The following is a 22046-nucleotide window of genomic DNA, read 5'->3' as shown; positions in this document are numbered from 1 at the left end:
GGCCGAGGGCCGGGGCGGTGCCCGGTGAGGGCCCGGCGGCGACCGGGCGAAGGAGGCGGCGATGGACAGGTCAGGCGGCGGAGTGCCGGAACCGGGACGGATGATCGGCGTGATCGGGGCGTGCGGCGGCGCCGGTACGTCCGTGGTGGCCGCGTGCGTGGCCCACGGCCTGCGCCGGGGCGGCGAGCGCGCCACGCTCGTCGATCTCGACACCCACGGCCCGGGGACGGACCTGCTGCTGGGGTCGGACGGCGCCCGCGGTGCCCGCTGGCCGGACCTGGCCGAGGCCCGCGGCGACGTCGACGGGACGGGCGTCGTGGCGGCACTGCCGCGCTGGGGTGCCGTACCGGTGCTGAGCGGCAGGCCGTACGGACCACCGCCGGACGACGACGTGGTGCTCGGCGTCTGCCGCGGCCTCGTGCGGGCCGGTGAGTCCCTGGTGCTCGACCTGCCGCGTCCCGCTGCCTGGGGGAGCGCGACCCGTCGCGGGCCGGGCGCGGTGCCCGGCACCGACGAGCCGGCCCTGCGAACTCTCCTGGGTGCCTGTGCCACCGCCCTGCTCGTCGTGCCGCTGACACTGCGTGCGGTGGTCGGCGCCCAGCGGGTCCGTGACGCCCTGCGCGGAGCCGGCGTGGCGGACGTCCGGGTCGTGGTGCGCGGTGCCGCGCCCGGCGCGGTGCACGAGGTGGACGTCGCGGCCGGGCTGGGCCTGCCGGTCGCCGGGTGCATGCCCCGCGACGGCGGGCTCGCCGGCGCGGTCGAACGGGGCGACGGCCCGGCGACGTCCCACCGGGCTCCGCTCGGCCGGTTCGCCACGAACCTCGCGGACGCGCTGTGAGGCCGCCGGCCGCCTCGGTGTCGCTGCTCGACGACGTCCGCGCACGCCTGGCCACCGGGCACACCGGCGCCGGGACCGCGGTCCGTGACGCCGTCCGGGACTCCGGCCGCGTGCTCGGCTCCGACGCGCTGCGCGACCTCGAACGCGCGGCCCGGGCCGAGCTCACCGGGGCCGGGCCCTTGCAGGCCCTGCTCGACGCACCCGACGTGACCGACGTGCTCGTCAACGGGCCGCACGACGTGTGGGTCGACCGCGGGGCCGGCCTCGGCCGGGTCCCGCTGGACCTGGGATCCGCGGCCGCGGTGCGGGCGCTCGCGGTGCGGCTCGCAGCCCTGGGCGGACAGCGGCTCGACGACGCCTGCCCCACCGTGGACGCCCGCCTGCCCGACGGGACGCGGCTGCACGCCGTCCTCGAACCGCTCGCCGAGTCCGGCGCCGTGATCTCCCTCCGGGTGCTCCGCACGCGAGTGCTCACGCTCGACGAGCTCGTCGCCGGCGGTGCCCTGCCCGCCGACTGGCCGGGTCTGCTGCGCTCGCTCGTCCGGCGCCGGGCGAACGTGCTGGTCAGCGGAGGGACCGGAACGGGCAAGACCACACTGCTCGCGGCCCTGCTCTCGCTCGTGCCAGCCACCGAGCGCGTGGTGACCGTCGAGGAGGCACGTGAGCTGCGGCCCGACCACCCGCACGTCGTGCACCTCGCGGCCCGCCGCGCCAACGTCGAGGGCGCGGGAGCGGTGGACCTCGCCGACCTCGTCCGGAACGCGCTGCGCATGAGACCCGACCGGATAGTGCTCGGCGAGTGCCGCGGCGCCGAGGTCCGTGAGGTGCTCATGGCGATGAACACCGGGCACGACGGCGGCTTCGCGACCCTGCACGCCAACTCGGTGGCGGTGGTGCCCGCCCGGCTGGAGGCGCTCGCGGGCCTGGCCGGGATGACCCGCGAGGCGGTGGCGGCCCAGGCCGCCGGGGCGCTCGACGTGGTGCTGCACCTGAGGAGGTCGCGCGGGGTGCGCCACCTGGCGGAGATCGGGCTGGTGGGGCGCTCGGCCGGTGGTGAGCTCGAGGTGCGGACGGCCGCGTCGCGGGCCGGGGACGGCCGGGTCACCACGGATCCGCACGCCTGGCACGAGCTCGTGCGGAGGTACGGGCCGTGGTGACGCTCGTGGAGCCGCTGCTCGTGGGGCTGGCCGCCGCCGCGGGGCTCTGGCTCGTCCTGGCGCGCGGCGGCCGCCGCCTGCGGGATGTGCTGGACCCCGGGGAAGCAGGTCCGGTCCCGGCTGCCGCTCCCCGCGCCGGTTCCCACGGCGGCTCGCCGGGCACGGCAGGCGGCGCCGCCCGGCGCCGGCGTGGGCAGCGGTCGCGGACGGACACGAGCCCAGGGGGCGATCTCCGGGTCGTCGTGATGCAGGTCGTCGCGCTGCTCCGGGCCGGAACCCCGCCCGGGGCGGCATGGTCGCGCGCGTCCGGGGTGGGTGTGGACCTCGCCGGGGTGCCCGACGCCGCCGGGCTCGCCCGGGTGCTCGGCGCGCGGCACGCCGAGGCGGTGGTCGCGGCGACGCGGCTCGCGCTGGACGTCGGCGCCCCGCTCGGTCAGGTCCTGGAACAGGTGGCCGGGACGCTCGTGGCGGAGGCCGAGGCGACGGCGGAGCGGGATACCGCGCTGGCCGGTCCGCGGACGACGGGTCGGTTGCTGATGTGGCTGCCGGTCGTGGGCGGGCTGCTGGGCTGGGCGCTCGGCGCTGACCCGGTCGCGACGGCCATGGACGGCGGTATCGGGACGGCGGCCGTGGCCGCGGGCCTGGTGCTGCTCGGCGCGGGCCGGTTCTGGACGGACCGGCTGGTGGCGGTGGCCCGCGGGGCGGACCGGCCCGGCGTGGACCTCCAGGTGGTACTGGCGCTGGTGGCTGCCGCCCTCCGATCCGGGGCCGGGGTGCCACGAGCTCTGGAGGCGACGGGCGTCGCGGTGGGCGGTCCGGACGGGGCCGTGCTCGGCCGGGCCGCGCGTGCGCTGGTGCTCGGCGCCGGCTGGGACCGGGCATGGGCAGCCGCTCCCGCGGCACTGGCCCCGCTGGTCCGGGCTCTGCGCGGAGCCTGGCTCGACGGTGCCGCGCCCGGCGACGCGCTGCGTGCCGCGGGCGAGGAGGTGCGCCACGAGCGGCGGACCACCGCGCGGAACGCCGCGGCCCGGCTCGGGGTGCGGCTCGTGCTCCCGCTGGGCGCCTGCTACCTGCCTTCGTTCGTGCTGGTGGGTCTGGTCCCGGTGCTGATGGCGCTGGGTATCGACCTGCTCACGGGCTGACCGGGCGGTGACGACCTCGGCGTGCTGACCGCGCGCCGGTGCCGTCCGCCGCACGGCGGACGGGGTCCGTGGCAACGGACCGACGAGGAACCCCCGCGCCGTCGGCGCACGGGGTGCGGATGCCCGGACACGGGCGGACAAGGAGGAGACATGACGATGACGACGACGAGAGCGGTGGCGGTGGCGGGTCCCGATCCGGAGGAGCGGGCGGGGGCCGGCGAGCAGGACTCGGAGAGGGGGCTGGCCACCGCCGAGTACGCGATCGCGACGGTGGCCGCCGCGACCTTCGCCGGCATCCTCCTCGCGGTGGTCAAGGGCGGTGACGTCAAGGGGATGCTCACGTCCCTGATCCAGTCGGCGCTCTCGCTGGGCTGACCGATGGCGCAGCGTGAGTCGGAGCGAGGCACGGTCACGGCGGAGCTGGCCGTCGGGCTGCCGGTCGTGGTGCTGGTCCTCGTCGCCGTGCTCACCCTCGCGGCCGCGTCCACGGCGCAGATGCGCGCCCTGGACGCGGCCCGCGCGGGGGCGCGAGCGGTGGCGATCGGGGAGCAGGAGCCGGCGGTGCGCGCGGCAGTGGCGCGGGTCGGAGGTACCGAGGCGGAGATGGCGTTCGCCCACGAGGGCGCCTGGGTGCGGGTGACGGTGACCCGGCCGGTGGCGGGCGGCTGGTTCACCGGGCCGCTCCGGGCCACGGGGTCGGCGACGGCGTGGGTGGAACCGTGAGGTCCGGCCGTGGCGAGCGGGAACGAGGCGCCGGCACGGTCCTGGTCCTCGGCGTCGTCGCCGTGATCCTGGTGCTCGCCCTCGGGATCGGGGCGCTCGGCGCCGCCCAGAATGCCCGCGGAGCCGCGCAGGCTGCCGCGGACCTCGGCGCCCTCGCCGGTGCGACCGCGCTCCGTGACGGTTTCGATCCGTGCGGTACCGCGGGCGCAGCGGTGCGGCGCAACGGCGCGGAGATCGCGTCGTGCGACGTGCTCGGCGGGGGCGTGGTGCGCGTGGCCGCCACGCGTGCGGTGGCCGGGCCGGGCGGGGATCTCGGCCGGTTGGGACAGGCCCGGGCGACGGCGCGTGCGGGTCCGCGGGTGGACGGCGCCGACCCGTCCGCACCGGAAAGGGGATGACACGGGCTCGGTACGGTTCGTAGTATCTCTGCTATGGATGGTACGAAGGATGCGATGAGCGCGCGGAAGGCACCTCCACCGTCGGGCGAGGTGGCGCTCGACGTACGTGACCTGCGGATGCGCTACGGGACCAAGGACGTCCTCACGGGTGTCTCGTTCACGGCGCACCGGGGCGAGGTCGTCGCACTGCTCGGGCCCAACGGCGCGGGCAAGACCACCACGATCGAGATCCTCGAGGGCTTCCGGATGCGGTCGGCCGGTGAGGTCTCGGTGCTCGGGCAGGATCCGGCGCACGGGGACGAGGCGTGGCGCGCCCGGCTGGGCGTCGTGCTCCAGTCGTGGCGCGACCACGGCCGGTGGGCGGTCCAGGACCTGCTCGGATATCTGGCCCGGTTCTACCGGCCGTACGCGACCCCCGAGGTCTCGCGGCCGTGGGACGTGGACGAGCTGATCAGGACCGTGGGCCTGGCGGAGCACGCGCGCGCCAAGGTGCAGACCCTGTCGGGCGGGCAGCGCCGGCGCCTGGACGTGGCGATCGGGATCGTCGGCCGCCCGGAGCTCGTGTTCCTCGACGAGCCGACCGCGGGCTTTGACCCGCACGCGCGGCGGGAGTTCCACGACCTGGTGCACCGCCTCGCCGACTTCGAGAACACCACGATCCTGCTGACCACGCACGACCTGGACGAGGCCGAGAAGCTGGCCGACCGGATCCTGGTGCTCGACCACGGGACGATCGTCGCCGACGGGTCGGCGGACCAGCTCGCCCGGGAGCTGGCCACCCAGGCCGAGGTCCGCTGGACGTCCGGCGGGCAGCGGCAGGTCCACGCCGTGGCGGAGGGTGACCCCACGGGATTCGTCCGCCAGCTCCTGGCGAGCGACCCCGGCGTCACCGACCTGGAGGTCCGGCGGGCCAGCCTGGAGGACACCTACCTGTCGCTGGTGCAGCGGGCCGAGACCAACCAGGCCGAAGCGAACCAGGCCATGACCAGCCAGACCGCGGCCGGCCAAGATGCCGCCAACCAGTCCGAGGAGGTGCAGTCATGACCACGGCCACACGGTCCGACGCGCGGTGGGGTGCCGTGCGGGCAGGGCTCTCCCGCGGCTGGCTCGAGACGAAGTACTCGGTGCGGGACCCGGGCGACCTCGTCTGGAACCTGGCGTTCCCCCTCATCTACGCGGTCGTGCTGCTGTTCATGCGCGGGAGCACCGTGCCCGGGACGGACTTCTCGCTGGGGGCCAGCGTGCTGCCGGGGCTGGTCGGCATGAGCATCGCGTTCGGTGGGCTGACCGGGCCGGCCAGCACGATCGCCGTCGACCGGGAGGACGGGACGCTGCTGCGCGCGAAGGCCACGCCCGACGGCATGATCGGCTACCTCGTCGGCAAGATCGTGATGTTCGCCCTGACCACCCTGGTGACCCTGGTCGTCCTCGTCATCCCCGGGGCCACGGTGGCGGGCGACCTGCGGCTGGATGCCCGGACCTGGCTGCTCCTCGTGCTGGTCTTCCTGATGGGGATGGTGGCCACGGTCCCGATCAGCGTCGCGCTCGGATCGCTGTTCAAGAGGGCGTCGCAGACCGGGCTGCTGTTCCTGGGCTCGATGCTGCTCGTCGTGCCGTCGGGGATCTTCTACCCGATCACGGCGCTGCCCGAGTGGCTGCAGTGGGTGGGGCAGGTGTTCCCGTACTACTGGCTCGGGCTGGGTGCGCGGTCGGCGATGCTTCCGGACGAGATGGTGGTCTCGGAGATCGGCGGGTCGTGGCGCACGCTGGAGATGTTCGCGGTGCTCGGTGCCTGGGCGGTCGTGGGTATGGTGCTGGCGCCGATCGTGCTCCGCAGGATGGCCCGCGGGGCGTCGGGTTCCACGGTGGCTGCGGCGCGGGAGCGCTATTTGACCAAGGGGTACTGAGTGGTGGCAGAGCAGTCCGACGTCGTGCACAACCGCATCGCGATGCTGCGCGCCGAGCGCGGCATCTCGCGACGTGAGCTCGCGGAGGCTCTCGGTGTGCACTACCAGACCGTCGGCTACCTGGAACGCGGCGAGTACAGCCCGTCGCTGTACCTCGCACTGCGCATCGCGGAGTACTTCGACGTGGCCGTCGAGGTGGTGTTCTCGACCAGCCCGTTCAAGCGGCTGGGCGAGTGACCGACGGGGCGGCGCCCTGGGGGTCGTGCGAGAGCACGGCGTCCAGGAGCCGCACGGCGGCGTCCTTGTCGAGCGGCGCGTTGTAGGAGCCGCACTTGGGGGACTGCACGCACGCCGGGCAGCCGTCGGCGCAGGGGCAGGCCGCGATCGCGTCCCGCGTGGCGCGCAGCCACGTGGCGCCGAGCTCGTAGGCACGCTCGGCGAAGCCGGCACCGCCGGGGTAGGCGTCGTAGACGAACACCGTCGCCTCCCCGGTGTCCGCGTGCAGCTCGGTCGACACCCCGCCCAGGTCCCAGCGGTCGCACGTGGCGAGCAGCGGCAGCAGCCCGATGGCGGCGTGCTCGGCGGCGTGCAGTGCGCCCGGCGTCTGCTCGGGGGAGATGTCGGCGGCGCGCAGCACGAACTCCGGTACGGACCACCACACCGCCGTCGTGCCGAGGGTGTGCTCGGGCAGCTCGAGCTGCTCGGTGCCCAGCACCTGCATGTCCGGCACCCGCCGCCGCTGGTAGCTCACCACCTGGGACGTCACCTCGACGGGGCCCAGCCCCCACGTGACCGGGCCCCACTCCCGGGTGACCAGGTCGTGGCCGGTGTCGTCGGAGGCGTCCGGCCGGGCACCGGGTTCGGCCGACGGTCCGTCCTCCGTGCCCGCGGGCCTGGTGTCGTCCCAGCCCTCGATGGCGACGGACATCACCGAGCGTGACCATGTCCCGTAGTCCAGCCGCCGTCGCTGCACCACGGCGGTGTGGTCGGTCAGGTCCAGGTGCGTCACGACGTAGCTGGTGCCCTGGTGCACGTAGACCGCGCCGTCGTGCACCTGCCCGTCGGCCGACGCCGCGTCGACCGTGCCGAGCATCCGGCCCGTGCCGTGCTCGACCACGCGCACCGGGGTGCCGCCCGCCCCGCGCAGGTCGGTCAGGCCGGCGGCGGCCTGGTGGTGGGTCCAGTACCAGCCGGAGGTCCGACGCCGGAGCGCGCCCCGGGCCACGAGCACGTCGAGAACGCCCCGGACATGCCCGGGCGCGCCGAACGCCGCGAGATCCTCCGTCCGCAGCGGCGCCTCCTGGGCCGCCGCGCACAGGTGAGGCGCGAGGACGTGCGGGTTCGCCGGGTCGAACACCGTGGCCTCCAGCGGGGCGTCGAACACGGCCTCCGGATGGGTCACGAGATAGGTGTCGAGCGGGTCCTCGCGTGCGACGAACGCGACCAGGCCGTCCGCCCCGGCTCGTCCGGCTCGGCCTGCCTGCTGCCACAGGGACATCCGCGTGCCCGGCCAGCCGGCGATGAGCACGGCGTCCAGGCCCGAGATGTCCACGCCCAGCTCGAGCGCGTTCGTGGTCGCGAGGCCGAGCAGGTCGCCGGCCCGGATCGCCTGCTCCAGCTCGCGGCGCTCCTCCGGGAGGTAGCCGCCGCGATAGGCCGCGATCCGGCGGGCGGCGTCCTGGTCGGCGTGCCGGAGGTGGTCGCGTGCCTGCTGGGCCACCGACTCCGCGCCGCGTCGCGAACGGGTGAAGGCAAGTGTGCGGGCGCCGGCCGACGCGAGGTCGGCCAGGAGGTCGGCCACCTCGGCGGTCGCGGACCGACGGGGGTGCTCCGGCGGGGTCTCTGCGGCGACGGCCTCGGCCTCCGGGTCAGCTCCCGGCAGCGCCCACGGGTCCGGTTCCGCCGGATCGGCACGGTGCATCGGAGCCGGCGTGTCCAGGGCCTGGCCCTCGGGCGCCGTACCGGTCCGGTCGGCGGGCGGCCGCCACGCCGAGATCTCCGGCGGCTGCCACAGCACCACGGTGCGGCGTCCCGAGGGCGAGGCGTCCTCGGTGACGGCGGCGACGTCGTCGGGTGTCACGCCGATGAGGCGCGCTGCGCTGACGGCGGGTTCGGCCGTCGTGGCCGAGGCCACGACGAACGTGGGCGAGGCCTCCCCGTACCGCGCCGCGAGGCGCGCGAGGCGGCGCAGCACCAGCGACACGTGCGCGCCGAAGACGCCGCGATACGCGTGGCCCTCGTCGACCACCACGTAGCGCAGCCCCTTGAGCAGCCGGGACCAGCGTCGGTGGTTCGGGAGCAGGGCGTAGTGCAGGAAGTCGGGGTTGGTGAGGACGACGTCGGCGTGGTCCTGCACCCAGGAGCGTTCCTCGCGCGAGGTGTCGCCGTCGCACGTCGCGACTCGCACGTCGCGGGTGCCCGCCGCGTCGAGGACCCGCTCCAGCGCGCTGAGCTGGTCAGCGGCCAGCGCCTTGGTCGGGCTCAGATAGAGGGTGGTGGGCCGCACGCGCGCCGACTCGATGTTCCCCGGGTCCAGGGTGCCGGCGGCCGCCGCGACCCGGACCGCCGACAGGGCGGGCAGCCAGAACGCGAGCGACTTGCCCGACCCCGTCGAGGTCGCCAGCGCGGTGTGCCGTCCCCGGTGGACGAGGTCGGCGGCCACCGCCTGGTGCGTCCACGGGCGGTCCACCCCGAGCTTCCGGTATCCCTGCACCACTGTCGCGTCCGCCCAGACCGGCCAGTCGGCGTGCTCGGCGGTGCGCGCCGGGAGCGTGCGCGACGCCGTCATCCGCTCGGCGCGCGCACCACCGGCGAGCAGCACGTCGAGCAGGGGGTGGGTGGATACCTCGGGCACGGTGGACAGTGTCGCACCTGGGGCACCGCCTCTCCCAAGGCGTCGCCAGGGTGCCGGAGGTGAACGGTACGGACCTGTTCAAGCCGGGCGACTTCACCCGCGAAACGGCTCAGACATGCGATTCGCCGCAGGTAGGTTCGCGCCGTGACAGCAGCGTGGACACCACAGGAGGACAGATGAGGAGCACCCTGGTCGCCGGCGTGACAGCAGCCGGGATGGTGCTCGGGGCGTTCGTCGCGCCGGCGACGGCCGTTGAACCCCCACCTACCGCCGAGTGCGGCATCACGGTCTGGGACGAGACTGAAGCAGCGCTGCTCGCAGCCTCCTGCGACGACGACGTCGAGGTGCACGGAGCGACCGCGGGCGGCGGCACCCGTCTCTTCGTCGAGCCCGACGGACAGATGCGGGTCGAGATGACGGCCTCCGACCCTTCGATCTCCAGAGCGGCAACTGCCCGCACGGCCCTCAGCTCGGCCGGGGCGCCCGGGTACGGCTGGACGGGTACCCGGTGGGTCGGCTTCTGCGATCCCGCCGAGTACGGCGAGGGCTGCGACGAGGCGGGCGTGCAACGCCTTGTCTGGCAGTTCGCCGGTATCGACCTGCTCCAGGCTCTGGAGCCGGAGGACGTCACGTCGGCAGAGTTCATCGCCACCAGCGACGTCGCATGGCTGGACGACGTGAACTGCACGCCGAGCCGGCTGGACCTGTACGACGTGCCGCGGATCTCGGCAGACACCGGCTGGTCGAGCACGGCTACGTGGACCCCGGACCGCTACGCGGGGAGCATGTCGGTGTACTGGCCGGCGTGCGAGCAGACACCTGCCTACACCGGTTACCACGACTTCGACGCGACGGAGCTCGCGCTCCGCGCCGTGCAGGAGAACCGTTCCGTCGTGACGGTGGGTGTCCGTGCCGCGGACGAGACCTGCATGACCTGTGGCTGGACCTCGTTCAAGCCCGCCGCCACCCTGGTGATCCGGTTCAACCGCGCGCCGCTGGCACCGACCGACCTGCAGGTAGGCGTCCGGGGGGCGACGCAGCCCTGCACCGACGGTCGTGTGCTGCGGTCCGCGCCGTACCTCTCCGCGCTGCTCCGGGACCCGGACCCGTCGGGTGGTTCGACCGACCCCGACGACACCGCCCCTGTCACGTCCACGTTCCGCGTGGCGCGCGCGGACGCCTCCGAGATCGTGGTGTGGGAAGGGGCCGGGTACCGCGTGACGGACCACCAGCAGGCTGTCGAGGTGCCGTTCGACGTCCTGGAGAATGGTGTCCGGTACGTCTGGTCGGTCTTCGGGACCGACAGCGGCGGACTCGTCGGGCCCAGCACCTCGTGCACCTTCTCGATGGACTTCGAGGCTCCGTCGGCCCCCGTGGTCACGCCGCTGGTGGGTGCGCCCGCCGTCTACCCGGAGAGTGTGGCGCGTGGAGGGGCGGGCGTGACCGGGTCGTTCCTCCTCACCAGTGCGTCGGACGACGTCGTGACCTACCGCTACACGATGGGATCCGGGTCGCCTGCCGAGGTTCCGGCCACGGAGCACACGGTCATCAACGTCGCACCTCCCTGGGCGGGTTTCAACACCCTGACGGTGGACGCCCTGGACCGCGCCGGCAACCGCAGCCGGACGGACTACCAGATCTATGCCGGCGGCGTCGACGTCACGCCCACGCCCCCTGCGGTCACGGTGAGCGTCCCGACGTCATACACGTTCGGCAGCACGCCCAGAGCGTCGGTGACGCTCAGTGCAGACGCAGCCAATCCGTACGGGACTTTGACCGTCACGTCAGGTTCAGCCGTGCTCGGGAGCACCGTCTTCGACGAGCGCACCGAGCAGGTGGGGCTCAACGGTTCGGCGCTGGGCGCGGGGACCAGGACGATCACGTTCACCTACCGGGCCTTCCCTGGTGCGCCCGCGTGGAGCACGCAGCGGACGGTGACGGTCAGACCGCTGACCTTCTCCGTCCCGCAGCCACCGTCGATCTCCGGGACCGTGCAGGTCGGCAGGATCCTGACAGCGAACCGGAAGACGTGGACGCCGGCGCCGACCACCGTGCGCTACCAGTGGCGGGTCAACGGTGCAGCCGTCGCGGGGGCGACGTCGGCCACCTGGAAAGTCCCCGCCTCCGCGAAGGGCAAGAAGGTGACGGTGGCGGTCACCGGGTCGAGGTTCGGGTACGCCACCCGGACCGCGGTGAGTCCCGCGACCGCCGCGGTGAAGGCCGGCACGTTCGTGGTTCCGGCACTGAAGATCACGGGCACGGCGAAGGTCGGCTACACGCTCAAGGCCGTGCGCGGTACCTGGACGCCGCAGCCCAGCGTCGTGAGGTACCAGTGGAAGGTCGGCGGCGTGGTGGTCAGAGGCGCGACAGGTTCGTCCTTCAAGGTGCCGGCCTCGGCGCGGGGCAAGCGGGTCGCCGTCGTCGTGACGGGGTCGCGGACCGGCTACACGACCCGGACCGTGTCCGCACTGACCGGCGTGGTGCGCTGAGGCACCTGACAGGCAGGCCGGAGCACCCCGAGGGTGTGCTCCGGCCTGCAGGGGACCAGCGCCCGCTCAGTCCCGGAACGTCTCGATCCGCGCCCCGAGCTCGATGAGCCGCTCGGCGAGCTGCTCGTAGCCGCGGGCGATGATGTCCACGTCGCGCAGCACCGACGTGCCCGTGGAGGCGAGCATGCCGAGCAGGATGACCACGGCCGGGCGGAGCGCGGGCGGGCAGCTCACCTCGGCGCCGCGCCAGCGCGTCGGGCCCGTGATCTGCAGGCGGTGCGGGTCCATGAGGCGCACGTCGGCGCCGAGGCGGGTCAGGTCCGTGAGGTGGATGGCCCGGTTCTCGTAGACCCAGTCGTGCAGGAGGGTGGTGCCCGTCGCACGTGCCGCGATGACGGCGAAGAACGGCAGGTTGTCGATGTTCAGGCCCGGGAACGGCATCGCGTGGATCTTGTCGATCGGGGCGCGCAGCTCGCTCGGGTGCACCGTGACGTCGACGAGGCGGGTGCGGCCGTTGTTCGACAGGTACTCGGGGCTGAGGGTGTACCGCTGCCCCATCTCGGCGAGGGTGGCGAGCTCGATCTCCATGAACTCGATCGGCACCCGCGTGACGGTGATCTCGGACCCCGTGACGATGCCGGCGGTCAGCAGGCTCATCGCCTCGACCGGGTCCTCCGAGACGGTGTACTCGACGTCCGTCTCGAACCGGGAGCGTCCGTGCACGCGCAGGGTGGTGGTGCCGATGCCCTCGATGCGGACACCCAGCAGCTCCAGGTAGAAGCAGAGGTCCTGGACCATGTAGTTGGGGCTGGCGTTGCGGATGGTCGTCACGGCGTCGCGGCCGGCCGCCGCCATCAGGGCGTTCTCGGTGACGGTGTCGCCACGCTCGGTGAGCACGATGGACAGGTCGCCGGTGCCCGGGGTGACCGTGGCCTGGTAGTGCCCGGCGGTCGCGACGACGTCGAGGCCGAACGGGCGCAGGGCGATCATGTGCGGCTCGACGGTACGGGTGCCCAGGTCGCAGCCGCCCGCGTAGGGCAGCTCGAAGTTCGGCTCGCGGCCGAGGAGCGGGCCGAAGAACATGATGATCGACCGGGTGCGCACGGCGGCGTCGACGTCGATGGACGCCAGGTCGAGGGACTCGGGGCGGACGATCTCGAGGTCGCGGCCGTTCGGTGCCCACGTGGCGCTGACGCCGATGGAGCGCAGCACGTCGAGGATGCGGTCCACCTCGACGATCCGGGCCACGTTGCGCAGCACGGTGCGGCCGTGGTTCAGCAGCGACGCGCACAGCAGCGCGACGGCGCCGTTCTTGGACGAGTTCACCGCGATCGTGCCGGAGAGCTGGTGCCCGCCCTCGATCTGCAGGTGGGTGCGGCGGTGCGCGCCGACGGTGATGAGCTCGGAGTCGAGGGCGGCGCTGATGCGGCCGATCATCTCAAGACTGAGATTCTGCGCCCCCTGCTCGATACGGTGCACCGCGCTCTGGCTCGTGCTCAGGCGGTCGGCGAGCTGGGTCTGGGTGAGTCCACGGTGCTGGCGCGCGCTGCGGACCAGGGCTCCTACCTGCGCGGCGTCTACCGCGGGGATCGATCCGGTCAGCGGTCGTTCGGTGCTGGCGATAGTCACGGCGACGACTCTAACTCACATATGAGATAGGTGCGCACTCACAGGTCGAAGAGCGTCGGCTGCTCCAGGTAGACGCCTTCCGTCTCGAGCATCCGCACCTTGGTACGCGGCCCGCCCCGGGCTGAGAACCCGCCGACACGCCGCCCGGCGGCGAGCACGCGGTGGCACGGCACGATGGGCGGGAACGGGTTGCGTCCCATCGCCTGCCCGACGGCCTGGGCGGCCCCCGGCGCACCCAGCTCGGTCGCCACCTCGCCGTACGTGCGGGTCTCGCCCGGCGGTATGGCCCGTACGATCTCGTACACCCGGCGGTCGAAGTCGGGGACGGCGCTCATGTCCAGGGGTATCTCGGCCAGGGTGCCGACACCGTCGGCCAGCAGGCGGGTGAGCGCGGCCGCCGCACCCTCCACCGGGGACGGCGGGGCCTCGACGGCGCTCGGGTACCAGCCGTGCACGGCACGCCGGACCTGCTCGGGGCCGCCGTGCGGCAGGGCCGAGCCGACGATCTCACCACGCTCGTTCCAGACGAGCGCGCACTCCCCGATCGCCGTCGGGACCACCGCGAACTCGAGCCTGTCCTGGGCCATGGACCACACCCTAGGCGGAGCCACCGACAGTCACGGTCACCGCAGGGGCCTGGTCAGCCCTCCGTCCAGCGCCCCGCCAGGTCGCTCGCCTTCTCCGCGGCGTCCGGACCGCCACTGCCTGTGGCTCCCAGGCTGCCCGCCGCCGCCAGCCCGTCGGCGTAGCCCACGGCGTAGGTGGTCACCGGCGCGGCCGGCCGGGCGACGGCGTGCGCGGCGTCGCGCGCCAGGTCGAGCACCGCGCCGACGTCGACCGTGCCGGGCGGGAGCCCGAGCTCCTTCTCCAGCGCCGTTACCCAGCTGTCGAGCTCTGCCATCTCGTGTCCCTTCGCAGGTGGTGCGCCGTCAGCGGTCGGCCGGACGCCCAGCCGGGCCGCGTCGGCGGGGGTGTCGATGTCGTCGCTCCAGCCTGCCGGGTCCGTGACCTCGGTGCAGCGCAGCGCGCCGACCAGCCGTCGCATCGAGGCGCCGTGCGCATCGGTCCCGTCCAGCGCGGCGTCGAGGGCGGCCCGGCGGTACAGCCCCACCAGCCACTGGGCCCGCCCGTCACGGACCAGGTGGGCGCCGTCGCCCGGTTCACGTGAAACGGCGTGCTCCAGGGCAGTCACGGCGTGCACCGCGTAGGGAACGTCCACCGCGAGGACCAGCACCCACGGTGCGCCGGGTGCCGGCAGGGCGCGCAACCCTGCGGCCAGGCCTGCCACGGGTCCGCCGAACGGCGGTTCCTCACGTGTCAGGCGGGCTGCCGGCATCGGCCCGGGCGGCACCGCCGGCACAGCCCCGTGGCGGGGTGTAGCGGGCCGTGCTTTCCCGAGCCCGTCCGCCAGCTCCGGCGGACCCACCACCACGACCTCGCGGGCCGCCGCGCTCGCGGTGAGCGCGCGGTCGAGGAGCGCCGCGCCGTCGACCACGAGGTCGGCCTTGGACGCCCCGTCCAGCCGGGTGGCGCGGCCCCCGGCGAGGATCACGGCGTCGTACACGAGAGCGTGTGTCCCGGCGACGCCGGCGGCCGGCCGGGTCATCGCAGCATCAGCACCTCGACAGGGTCCCCGGCGCGCACCTTCTCGACGTCGGGCGGCACCAGGGCCAGGCCGTCGGCGCAGGCGAGGGCGGACAGCGAGTGGCGGGATCCGAGCGGCACGACGCCCGGGGCGTCCAAGAGCGTGGAGTCCGCGCCCGCGTCGGGCGGCGGCGAGGTGAGGTGCCCTGCCGGACCGGGCAGCGCGGCCGACGCGGTCCCGGGCGGTCGCACCACGCGGACCGGGACGACGAGGAGTCGGCCGGGCGAACCCGGCCAGTCCGCTGCCGCGGGGAGTACTGCCGTGGAGGGCAGGTTGCTCCGCGTAGACATTGTCGACGCAGAGTGACCGACCTCCGCGGGGCGCCCTCGGAGGCGGTCGACGGCCGGCCGCACGAAGAGCTCGAACGACGCGTACGCGCCGACCGGGTTGCCGGGCAGCGCGAGCCACGGGACCCCGCGCCAGCGCGCCAGAGCCTGCGGCCGGCCGGGGGACATGGCGACGGCGGCGACGTCGACGTCCGTGGCGTCCGCGCCCCACGCGCCAGACCCCAGGACCTCCCTGACGACGTCGGCAGCTCCCGCCGACACGCCCCCGGCGGTCACGACCAGGTCGGCGGGGTGCCCGGGCTCCCGCGGACCTGCGTCCGGCCCGACGCCGCCCCCGTCCGGCCCGACGCCGCCCCCGTCCGGCCCGACGCCGCCCGCGTCCGGCCCGACGCCGCCCGCGTCCGGCCCGACGCCGCCCGCTCCGGCCCCGACCGCCCCGCCGACCGCCTGGCCGACCGCCTCGTCGAGTGCCGCGCGGAGCGCCGCCGGATCGTCCGGGACCGGCCCGAGCCGCACCACGTCGGCGCCGGCCGCGCGCGCGGCGGCGGCGAGCATCGGCCCGTTGGAGTCGGTGATCTGGCCGGGCCCGGGCACCGAGCCGACCGGCACCAGCTCGGCCCCCGTCGAGATCACGGCGACCAGGGGGCGCCGTCGGGCAGGGACGCGAACCGTGCCCGACGCCGCCAGCGCACCCACGAGCGCCGCCGTCACCTCGGTCCCGGCGCGGGCGAGGAGCTCGCCCCGCCGCACGTCCTCGCCGGCGGCCCGGACGTGCGGGCGGGGCCGGCGGGTGAGCGTGACCGAATCCTCCGTGCGGGGCGCCCCGGCGACGAACCGGCCGGTGGACGTGTGCTCCACGGGGACGACGGCGTCTGCCCCGGGCGGGAGCGGCGCGCCGGTCATGATCCGCACCGCCTGCCCCGGCCCCACCGGGTCCGGATCGCCCGGCCCGGCGGCGACGTCGCCGGTCACGCGGAGGGTGACCGGGGAACCGTCGGGCGGCAGGTCCGTCAGGCGCACGGCGTAGCCGTCCATCGCGGCGCCGTCGAAGGGCGGCACGGACACCGTGGCGTACAGGTCCTCCGCGACGACCTCCCCGAGCGCGTCGGCGACGTCGACCGGCCGGGCCGGCAGCGGCACGACCAGGCCGAGCACCCGCTCGATGTGCTCCGTGACGCCGCGCAGCCGCTGCTCCATGGGTCCGACCCTAGGCCAGGCGGGCGCACCGGTGATCTGCGGAGCCGCACCGGGCCACGGCGAGCGACGCGCCCTCACACCGGGCACCGGCACGCTGTGCGTTCTTCCTTACGGTCGATTAACTGCTCTTTGTCGGGCGATGAAACACCGTCTCCCTAGTTTCTTCAGCGTCGGTCCGACGTCGGGCCGGCCCCGGGTGCGGCACCCTGCCGGCCCGGGTGCGCCCGGCGTCGTCGGGCATACGCCCATGCAGGGAGGACACCGTGTCCACTCCGACCACACGCGACGAGCAGACGGTCGCCGACGAGCACGCCGGCCCCGCCGACACCGCCCCCAGGTCCATGATCCAGCGCCGCACCGGACGTTGGATCGACCACTGGGACCCCGAGGACAAGACCCTGTGGGAGGACGGCGGGCGCCGCACCGCGCGCCGCAACCTCGTGCTCTCCATCTTCGCCGAGTTCCTGGGCTTCGGTGCCTGGGCCCTGTGGTCGATCGTCGTGCCGCAGCTGCCGGCCGCCGGCTTCGACCTCACGGTCGACCAGATGTTCTGGCTCATCTCCGTGCCGAGCCTCGTCGGCGCGACCCTCCGCATCCCCTACACCTTCGCCGTGCCGGTGTTCGGCGGGCGCAACTGGACCATCGTCTCGGCACTGCTCCTGCTGCTGCCCACCGGGGCGCTGATCCTCACCGTCTCCGACCCGACCACGCCGTTCCCGCTGCTGCTGGCGGCTGCGGCGCTCGCGGGACTGGGCGGCGGCAACTTCGCCTCGTCGATGGCGAACATCTCGTTCTTCTTCCCCGAGAAGGAGAAGGGTGCGGCCCTCGGCTGGAACGCCGCCGGCGGCAACATCGGCACGGCGGCCGTGCAGCTCGCGGTGCCGCTCGTCATCGTGACCGGTGCCGGCGTCGCGCTCGACCGCGCGGGCCTGATCTTCATCCCGTTCATCCTGCTCGCCGCGTTCCTCGCCTGGCGCTGGATGGACAACCTCTCCACCGCCAAGGCCGACCCCCGCTCGTTCGGCGTGGCCGTCCACGACAAGCACACGTGGATCATCAGCTTCATCTACATCGGCACCTTCGGTTCGTTCATCGGCTACGCGGGTGCCTTCCCGACGCTGCTGGCCAGCGAGTTCCCGCAGGTGGCCCTGCCGCTCGCGTTCCTGGGTGCGCTCGTGGGATCGGTCGCGCGGCCGCTCGGCGGGATCATCGCCGACCGGGTGGGCGGCATGATCGTCACGATCGGCGCCTTCGCCGTCATGGCCCTCGGCGCCATGGGGGCGATCTGGGCCCTCGGGGCCGGCAGCTTCCCGGTGTTCTTCGGCTCGTTCCTCGGCCTGTTCGTGGCCACGGGCGTGGGCAACGGCTCCGTCTACCGGATGATCCCCGCGGTCTTCCGGGTGAGCGGCGCCACGGCAAAGGCCGCCGCCGGGTGCATCGGCATCGCCGGGGCCATCGGCGCGTTCGGCGGGTTCCTCATCCCGCGCGGGTTCGCGCTCTCCACCACGGTGACCGGGTCGCTCGTGCCCGCGCTGTGGCTGTTCGTCGGCGTGTACGCCGTCATGGCCTTCGTCTGCTGGTTCGTCTACGGGCGGGGCGCCATGGCCGAGGCGCGGGTCTGACGGTGCTCGCCGCTCCCGTGGCCGGGACCCCGGCCGGTGTCGACTCGCACTGCCCGTACTGCGCGCTCCAGTGCGGGATGTCGCTGACGCCGCGCCCGGCTGGGGCCGGCACAGGTGCAGCCGCGCCCGACGCACCTGCGGGTGCGGCGGGCGCGGCGCCCGAGGTACGGCCGCGCGACTTCCCGACGAACCGGGGCGGGCTCTGCCAGAAGGGCTGGACGTCGGCGGCGGTCCTGGGGGCGACCGACCGCATCGTCACGCCGCTCGTCCGCCGCTCGCTGCTGGCCGGCTCGGTCCAGGGGATCGACCCGGCAGCTTCCCGCGGCGAGCCAGGGGACTCGGGCGATCCGCTGGTGCCCGTCCCCTGGGCGGCCGCCCTCGACCTGGTGGCGGACCGCCTGGCGCAGCTCCGGGCCGAGCACGGGCCGCAGTCGGTGGCCGTGTTCGGCGGGGGCGGGCTGACCAACGAGAAGGCGTACGCGCTCGGCAAGTTCGCGCGGACCGTGCTGCACACCCCCAACATCGACTACAACGGCCGCTTCTGCATGGCGTCGGCGGCCGCCGGCATGAACCGGTCGTTCGGCGTCGACCGGGGGCTGCCGTTCCCGCTGGCCGACCTCGGTGGGGCCCAGGCCGTGCTGCTCCTCGGGTCGAACCTCGCCGAGACCATGCCTCCGGCCGTGCAGCACCTCGCCGGCGCGCGCGCCGCGGGCGGGCTCGTCGTCGTCGACCCGCGGCGGTCCGCGACGGCCCGGCTCGCGGACGACCCGGCGTCGGAGCAGCCTGCCCAGGGTGTGCACCTGGCACCCGTGCCCGGCACGGACCTCGCGGTACTGCTCGGGCTGCTGCACGTGGTGCTGGCCGAGGGGCTCGCCGACCGGGCCTACCTCGCCGAGCGCACCACCGGGTTCGACGACGTCGCCCGGTCCGTGGCCGGCTGGTGGCCGGAACGGGTCGAGTCCGTCTCGGGCGTGCCCGCGACCGAGCTGCGCCGCGTGGCCCGGCTGCTGGCCGCGGCCGCACCGGTGCACGGCGGCTCCGGGGCGTACGTGCTGACCGGCCGCGGTGTCGAGCAGTCCACGCAGGGCACGGCCACCGTCACCGCGGCGATCAACCTCGCCCTCGCGCTGGGGCTGCCCGGCCGGGTCGGCTCCGGGTACGGCGCGATCACCGGGCAGGGCAACGGGCAGGGCGGCCGGGAGCACGGGCAGAAGGCGGACCAGCTCCCCGGCTACCGCAAGATCGACGACCCGGCAGCCCGTGCGCACGTCGCCGCCGTCTGGGGCGTGGACCCGGAGACGCTGCCCGGCGCCGGGGTCCCGGCGGTACGGCTCCTGCGTTCCCTGGGCACGCCGGGCGGACCGCGGGCACTGCTGGTGCACGGGTCCAACGTCGTGGTGAGCGCGCCGAACGCGGGCGGCGTCATCGAGCGGCTCAAGAGCCTCGACCTGCTCGTGGTGTGCGACTTCGTGCCGAGCGAGACGGCGCTCCTGGCCGACGTCGTGCTCCCCGTGACCCAGTGGGCCGAGGAGGAGGGCACCATGACGTCGCTGGAGGGCCGGGTCATCCGCCGGCGGGCCGTCGTGCGGCCGCCCGGCGAGGCCCGGTCCGAGCTGTGGATCCTCGCGGAGCTGGCGCGGCGCCTCGGCGGCCCCGCGACGCCGGCCTTCCCGACCGATCCCGCCGTGGTGTTCGACGAGCTCGCCCGGGCCTCCGCGGGCGGTCCGGCGGACTACTCGGGCCTGTCCCACGCCCGCCTCGACGCGGACGAGGCGTCGGGCGGGCCGGGCCTGTTCTGGCCGGTCCCGGCCGGCCCTGCCGAGGTACCGGGCCGGGCCGGGCCCGGCGGTGTCGCGGTCCCGGCCTATCCGGCCGGCGCCTCTGGCACGCACGAGCACCCGGGTACGCCCCGCCTGTTCCTCGACCGGTTCGCGACGCCCGACGGCCGGGCGCGCATGGTCGCCGTCGACCATGTGGGCCCGAGCGACGAGGTGCGGCCCGGCGCCCCGTTCTACCTGGTCACCGGGCGGGTGCTGCAGCACTACCAGTCAGGTGCGCAGACGCACCGCGTCGCGGAGCTGGAGCGTCTGGTCGCGGAGCCGTACGTCGAGCTGCACCCGGTGCTCGGCTTCCGGCTCGGCCTGCCCGACGGCGCCCGCGTGCGCCTCACCAGCGCGCGCGGCCGGGTCGAGGCGACCGCCCGCTGGACCGACGCCGTGCGCCCCGACACGGTCTTCATGCCGTTCCACTGGAGCGGCATCGGCTCGGTCAACCAGGTGACGACGGACGCCACCGACCCGATCTCCGGGATGCCCGAGTTCAAGGTCTGCGCGGTCGACGTCGCGGCCGTGCCGTCGAGCGACCAGGCCGAGGCGGAGCCGGTCCCCGAGCGGACCGTGTCCGAGCAAGCCCGCCCGCGCCCCAGCGAGAAGGAGCTGTCGACATGAACCTGCGTGTCCCCGTGAAGGTGGTCGTGGTCGGCTTCGGGATGGTCGGGTCACGGCTCGTCGACGAGCTGCTGCGCCGCGAGCCCGAGGCGTTCGACGTGACCGTGCTCGGCAGCGAGCCGTACGAGCCCTACAACCGCGTGCTGCTCAGCGACGTCGTGGCCGGACGCACCGACGTCGCCGCCATCACGATGCCCCTGCCCGACGGCGCCCGCGTCACCGTGCGCCGGGGCGTGTCCGCCGTGTCGGTGGACCGGGCGTCGCGGGTGGTCACCGCCGACGACGGGGCCTCGCACCCGTACGACCACCTGGTGCTCGCGACCGGTGCCGCGGCCCGCATCCCGCCCATCCCGGGCCTGCGCGGCGCCGACGGCGGCCTGCCCGCGGGCGTGCACGCCCTGCGCACCCTCGACGACGCGCGCGAGATCGTGGCAGCTACGGTCAACGCACCCCGCGCCGTCGTGGTGGGCGGGGGCGTGCTGGGGCTGGAGGCCGCCGTCGGGCTGGCGGGGCGAGGGCTGAACGTGACCCTCGTGCACCACACGGGCTCCCTGATGGAGCGGCAGCTCGACCCCGAGGCGGCGGACGTGGTCCGCGCGGGGCTGGAGGCGCAGGGCGTGACCGTGCTGCCGGACCGGCTGTCCAGCGAGGTGCTCGTGGCGGGCGGCCGCGCCGTCGGCGTCCGGGTGCGGAGACGGACCGGCGCCGGGCCGGACGATCCGGGGGCGGAACCGCACGAGGAGGTGGTCGCCGCGCGGCTCGTGGTGTTCTCGATCGGCACCGTGCCGGAGACCGGGCTCGCCGCTGCGGCCGGGCTGTCGACCGACCGGGGCGTCGTGGTGGGTCACGACCTGACCAGCCCCGACGACCCACGGGTGCACGCGATCGGCGACTGCGCGCAGCCGCCGGGCGGGTCGCGCGGGCTCGTCGCCGAGGGGTGGGACCAGGCCCGGCGGCTGGCGGAGAAGCTGGTGTCGCTGGTGGAACCCGTCGTCGAGCCGGCCGCGGTCGTGCTCGGCCGGTCGGCCGGGCCGCACCTGCGTGTCCCGCGCGACGACGCGCAGCCCAGCATGGCGGTGCGGCTCGGTGCCCTGCTGACCAGCGGCGCCACCACGCGTGCGCAGTCGGAGCGCGGGATCGACACGCGTGGCACCGACGTGGTCAAGGTCAAGGGTGGCCCGCTCAGCGTCACCACGATGGGGGTCTGCGGGCCGGTGCGGCCCGACGGCGGCGCACAGCGTGCGGTGCGCCTGGCCGACCCGCGCGCCGGGCGGTACGTCGAGGTGGTGGTGGCGGACGGCGTGCTCGTGGGCGCCACGTGCGTGGGCGACCCGCGGGTGGCCGCCGACCTCACGGCTGCCTACACGCGGCGCACGCCCGTGCCGCAGGACCCGGCGTTCCTGCTGCTGACGCCCGTGATGGCCGCGGCGGCCCCGGCGTCGTCCCCCGAGCACATGCCCGACGACGCCGTGGTGTGCCGGTGCAACGGCGTGACCAAGGGGGACATCGGCTCCGCGTGCGCGGCGGGCGCGCACACCGTGGAGGACGTCACCCGCGAGACCCGCGCGACGACGGGCTGCGGCTCGTGCAAGGACGCCGTGTGCGGGCTGGTCGACTGGCTCCGGGCACCGGAACGGTCCGTCCCGGAACCGGCGTAGCCGTGCGAGGTGCGCTTCTACCCAGTCATCTCGCCCGGGATCGAGCTCCGTCC

The 22046-nt window shown here is 74.8% G+C and carries 18 protein-coding genes; 13 read left to right on the top strand and 5 right to left on the bottom strand.

Annotated features, from left to right (window positions below; translation table 11 throughout):
- Nucleotides 1-61 precede the first annotated feature (61 nt).
- The 9 genes from ACO229_RS20195 to ACO229_RS20155 all read left to right on the top strand — a co-directional run bounded on the left by ACO229_RS20195 (nt 62) and on the right by ACO229_RS20155 (nt 6402).
- A complete protein-coding gene (locus ACO229_RS20195; RefSeq protein ID WP_423462588.1) occupies nt 62-838 on the top strand; it encodes a pilus assembly protein FlpE in 777 nt (258 codons plus the stop codon).
- On the top strand, nt 835-1995 hold the full coding sequence (locus tag ACO229_RS20190) for a TadA family conjugal transfer-associated ATPase (RefSeq protein WP_423462587.1): 1161 nt from the start codon (nt 835-837) through the stop codon (nt 1993-1995). Before ACO229_RS20195 ends, ACO229_RS20190 begins: the two co-directional genes overlap by 4 nt.
- Entirely contained in the window at nt 1989-3137 is a 1149-nt protein-coding gene (locus tag ACO229_RS20185) for a type II secretion system F family protein (protein WP_423462586.1), read from the top strand. The genes ACO229_RS20190 and ACO229_RS20185 overlap by 7 nt, the downstream gene beginning before the upstream one ends.
- Before the next feature lie 156 nt (nt 3138-3293).
- On the top strand, nt 3294-3512 hold the full coding sequence (locus ACO229_RS20180) for a DUF4244 domain-containing protein (protein WP_423462585.1): 219 nt from the start codon (nt 3294-3296) through the stop codon (nt 3510-3512).
- Between the two features lie 3 nt (nt 3513-3515).
- Entirely contained in the window at nt 3516-3860 is a 345-nt protein-coding gene (locus ACO229_RS20175; RefSeq protein ID WP_397418082.1) for a TadE family type IV pilus minor pilin, read from the top strand.
- A complete protein-coding gene (locus ACO229_RS20170; protein WP_423462584.1) occupies nt 3857-4258 on the top strand; it encodes an Rv3654c family TadE-like protein in 402 nt (133 codons plus the stop codon). Before ACO229_RS20175 ends, ACO229_RS20170 begins: the two co-directional genes overlap by 4 nt.
- Nucleotides 4259-4312: 54 nt before the next feature.
- Entirely contained in the window at nt 4313-5302 is a 990-nt protein-coding gene (locus ACO229_RS20165; RefSeq protein ID WP_423462583.1) for an ABC transporter ATP-binding protein, read from the top strand.
- Nucleotides 5299-6165 carry an ABC transporter permease gene (locus ACO229_RS20160; protein ID WP_423462582.1) on the top strand — a complete coding sequence of 289 codons (867 nt, stop codon included), beginning with the start codon at nt 5299-5301 and terminating at the stop codon, nt 6163-6165. Before ACO229_RS20165 ends, ACO229_RS20160 begins: the two co-directional genes overlap by 4 nt.
- Complete coding sequence (locus tag ACO229_RS20155) at nt 6166-6402, top strand: helix-turn-helix transcriptional regulator (protein WP_397418092.1); 237 nt, start codon at nt 6166-6168, stop codon at nt 6400-6402. It abuts the gene before it with no gap.
- Here the strand turns inward: ACO229_RS20155 and ACO229_RS20150 are convergent.
- Entirely contained in the window at nt 6383-8953 is a 2571-nt protein-coding gene (locus ACO229_RS20150) for a DEAD/DEAH box helicase (protein ID WP_423465326.1), read from the bottom strand. The two genes, ACO229_RS20155 and ACO229_RS20150, sit on opposite strands and share 20 nt — an antisense overlap.
- Before the next feature lie 242 nt (nt 8954-9195).
- Here ACO229_RS20150 and ACO229_RS20145 point away from each other — a divergent pair, with 242 nt between their 5' ends.
- The gene (locus ACO229_RS20145; protein WP_423462581.1) at nt 9196-11508 is read left to right on the top strand and encodes a hypothetical protein; all 2313 of its coding nucleotides are present in this window, start codon (nt 9196-9198) and stop codon (nt 11506-11508) included.
- A gap of 66 nt (nt 11509-11574) precedes the next feature.
- On the opposite strand, the gene ACO229_RS20140 is transcribed toward ACO229_RS20145, so the two are convergent.
- Genes ACO229_RS20140 through ACO229_RS20125 form a run of 4 tightly spaced genes read right to left on the bottom strand, consistent with a single transcriptional unit; the run spans nt 11575 to nt 16266 of the window.
- Entirely contained in the window at nt 11575-13137 is a 1563-nt protein-coding gene (locus ACO229_RS20140; protein ID WP_397418098.1) for a UDP-N-acetylglucosamine 1-carboxyvinyltransferase, read from the bottom strand.
- 38 nt (nt 13138-13175) lie between these two features.
- The gene (locus ACO229_RS20135) at nt 13176-13724 is read right to left on the bottom strand and encodes a methylated-DNA--[protein]-cysteine S-methyltransferase (RefSeq protein ID WP_423462580.1); all 549 of its coding nucleotides are present in this window, start codon (nt 13722-13724) and stop codon (nt 13176-13178) included.
- Nucleotides 13725-13777: 53 nt separating this feature from the next.
- The gene (locus ACO229_RS20130) at nt 13778-14743 is read right to left on the bottom strand and encodes a DUF6457 domain-containing protein (RefSeq protein WP_423462579.1); all 966 of its coding nucleotides are present in this window, start codon (nt 14741-14743) and stop codon (nt 13778-13780) included.
- The gene (locus ACO229_RS20125) at nt 14740-16266 is read right to left on the bottom strand and encodes a molybdopterin molybdotransferase MoeA (RefSeq protein WP_423462578.1); all 1527 of its coding nucleotides are present in this window, start codon (nt 16264-16266) and stop codon (nt 14740-14742) included. Before ACO229_RS20125 ends, ACO229_RS20130 begins: the two co-directional genes overlap by 4 nt.
- Nucleotides 16267-16529: 263 nt before the next feature.
- On the opposite strand from ACO229_RS20125, the gene ACO229_RS20120 reads away from it, so the two are divergent.
- The 3 genes from ACO229_RS20120 to ACO229_RS20110 all read left to right on the top strand — a co-directional run bounded on the left by ACO229_RS20120 (nt 16530) and on the right by ACO229_RS20110 (nt 21993).
- Nucleotides 16530-17888 carry an MFS transporter gene (locus ACO229_RS20120; RefSeq protein WP_397429491.1) on the top strand — a complete coding sequence of 453 codons (1359 nt, stop codon included), beginning with the start codon at nt 16530-16532 and terminating at the stop codon, nt 17886-17888.
- A 77-nt stretch (nt 17889-17965) separates the two neighbouring features.
- Complete coding sequence (locus tag ACO229_RS20115) at nt 17966-20335, top strand: molybdopterin oxidoreductase family protein (protein ID WP_423465325.1); 2370 nt, start codon at nt 17966-17968, stop codon at nt 20333-20335.
- Nucleotides 20332-21993: an FAD-dependent oxidoreductase gene (locus ACO229_RS20110; RefSeq protein ID WP_423462577.1), complete on the top strand. Its 1662-nt coding sequence runs from the start codon at nt 20332-20334 to the stop codon at nt 21991-21993. Before ACO229_RS20115 ends, ACO229_RS20110 begins: the two co-directional genes overlap by 4 nt.
- Nucleotides 21994-22046: the final 53 nt, after the last annotated feature.

This window comes from Promicromonospora sp. MS192, assembly GCF_049532985.1.
In the GTDB taxonomy this organism is placed as follows: Bacteria; Actinomycetota; Actinomycetes; order Actinomycetales; family Cellulomonadaceae; genus Promicromonospora.
This window is presented reverse-complemented; position numbering and strand designations above follow the sequence as displayed.

Bases quoted from the DNA above. Each gene is read 5' to 3' on its own strand.
- ACO229_RS20195 (WP_423462588.1), top strand. From the start codon at position 62: ATGGACAGGTCAGGCGGCGGAGTGCCGGAACCGGGACGGATGATCGGC.
- ACO229_RS20180 (WP_423462585.1), top strand. From the start codon at position 3,294: ATGACGACGACGAGAGCGGTGGCGGTGGCGGGTCCCGATCCGGAGGAG.
- ACO229_RS20175 (WP_397418082.1), top strand. From the start codon at position 3,516: ATGGCGCAGCGTGAGTCGGAGCGAGGCACGGTCACGGCGGAGCTGGCC.
- ACO229_RS20165 (WP_423462583.1), top strand. From the start codon at position 4,313: ATGAGCGCGCGGAAGGCACCTCCACCGTCGGGCGAGGTGGCGCTCGAC.
- ACO229_RS20160 (WP_423462582.1), top strand. From the start codon at position 5,299: ATGACCACGGCCACACGGTCCGACGCGCGGTGGGGTGCCGTGCGGGCA.
- ACO229_RS20150 (WP_423465326.1), bottom strand. From the start codon at position 8,953: ATGACGGCGTCGCGCACGCTCCCGGCGCGCACCGCCGAGCACGCCGAC.
- ACO229_RS20145 (WP_423462581.1), top strand. From the start codon at position 9,196: ATGAGGAGCACCCTGGTCGCCGGCGTGACAGCAGCCGGGATGGTGCTC.
- ACO229_RS20135 (WP_423462580.1), bottom strand. From the start codon at position 13,724: ATGGCCCAGGACAGGCTCGAGTTCGCGGTGGTCCCGACGGCGATCGGG.
- ACO229_RS20130 (WP_423462579.1), bottom strand. From the start codon at position 14,743: ATGACCCGGCCGGCCGCCGGCGTCGCCGGGACACACGCTCTCGTGTAC.
- ACO229_RS20125 (WP_423462578.1), bottom strand. From the start codon at position 16,266: ATGGAGCAGCGGCTGCGCGGCGTCACGGAGCACATCGAGCGGGTGCTC.
- ACO229_RS20115 (WP_423465325.1), top strand. From the start codon at position 17,966: ATGTCGCTGACGCCGCGCCCGGCTGGGGCCGGCACAGGTGCAGCCGCG.
- ACO229_RS20110 (WP_423462577.1), top strand. From the start codon at position 20,332: ATGAACCTGCGTGTCCCCGTGAAGGTGGTCGTGGTCGGCTTCGGGATG.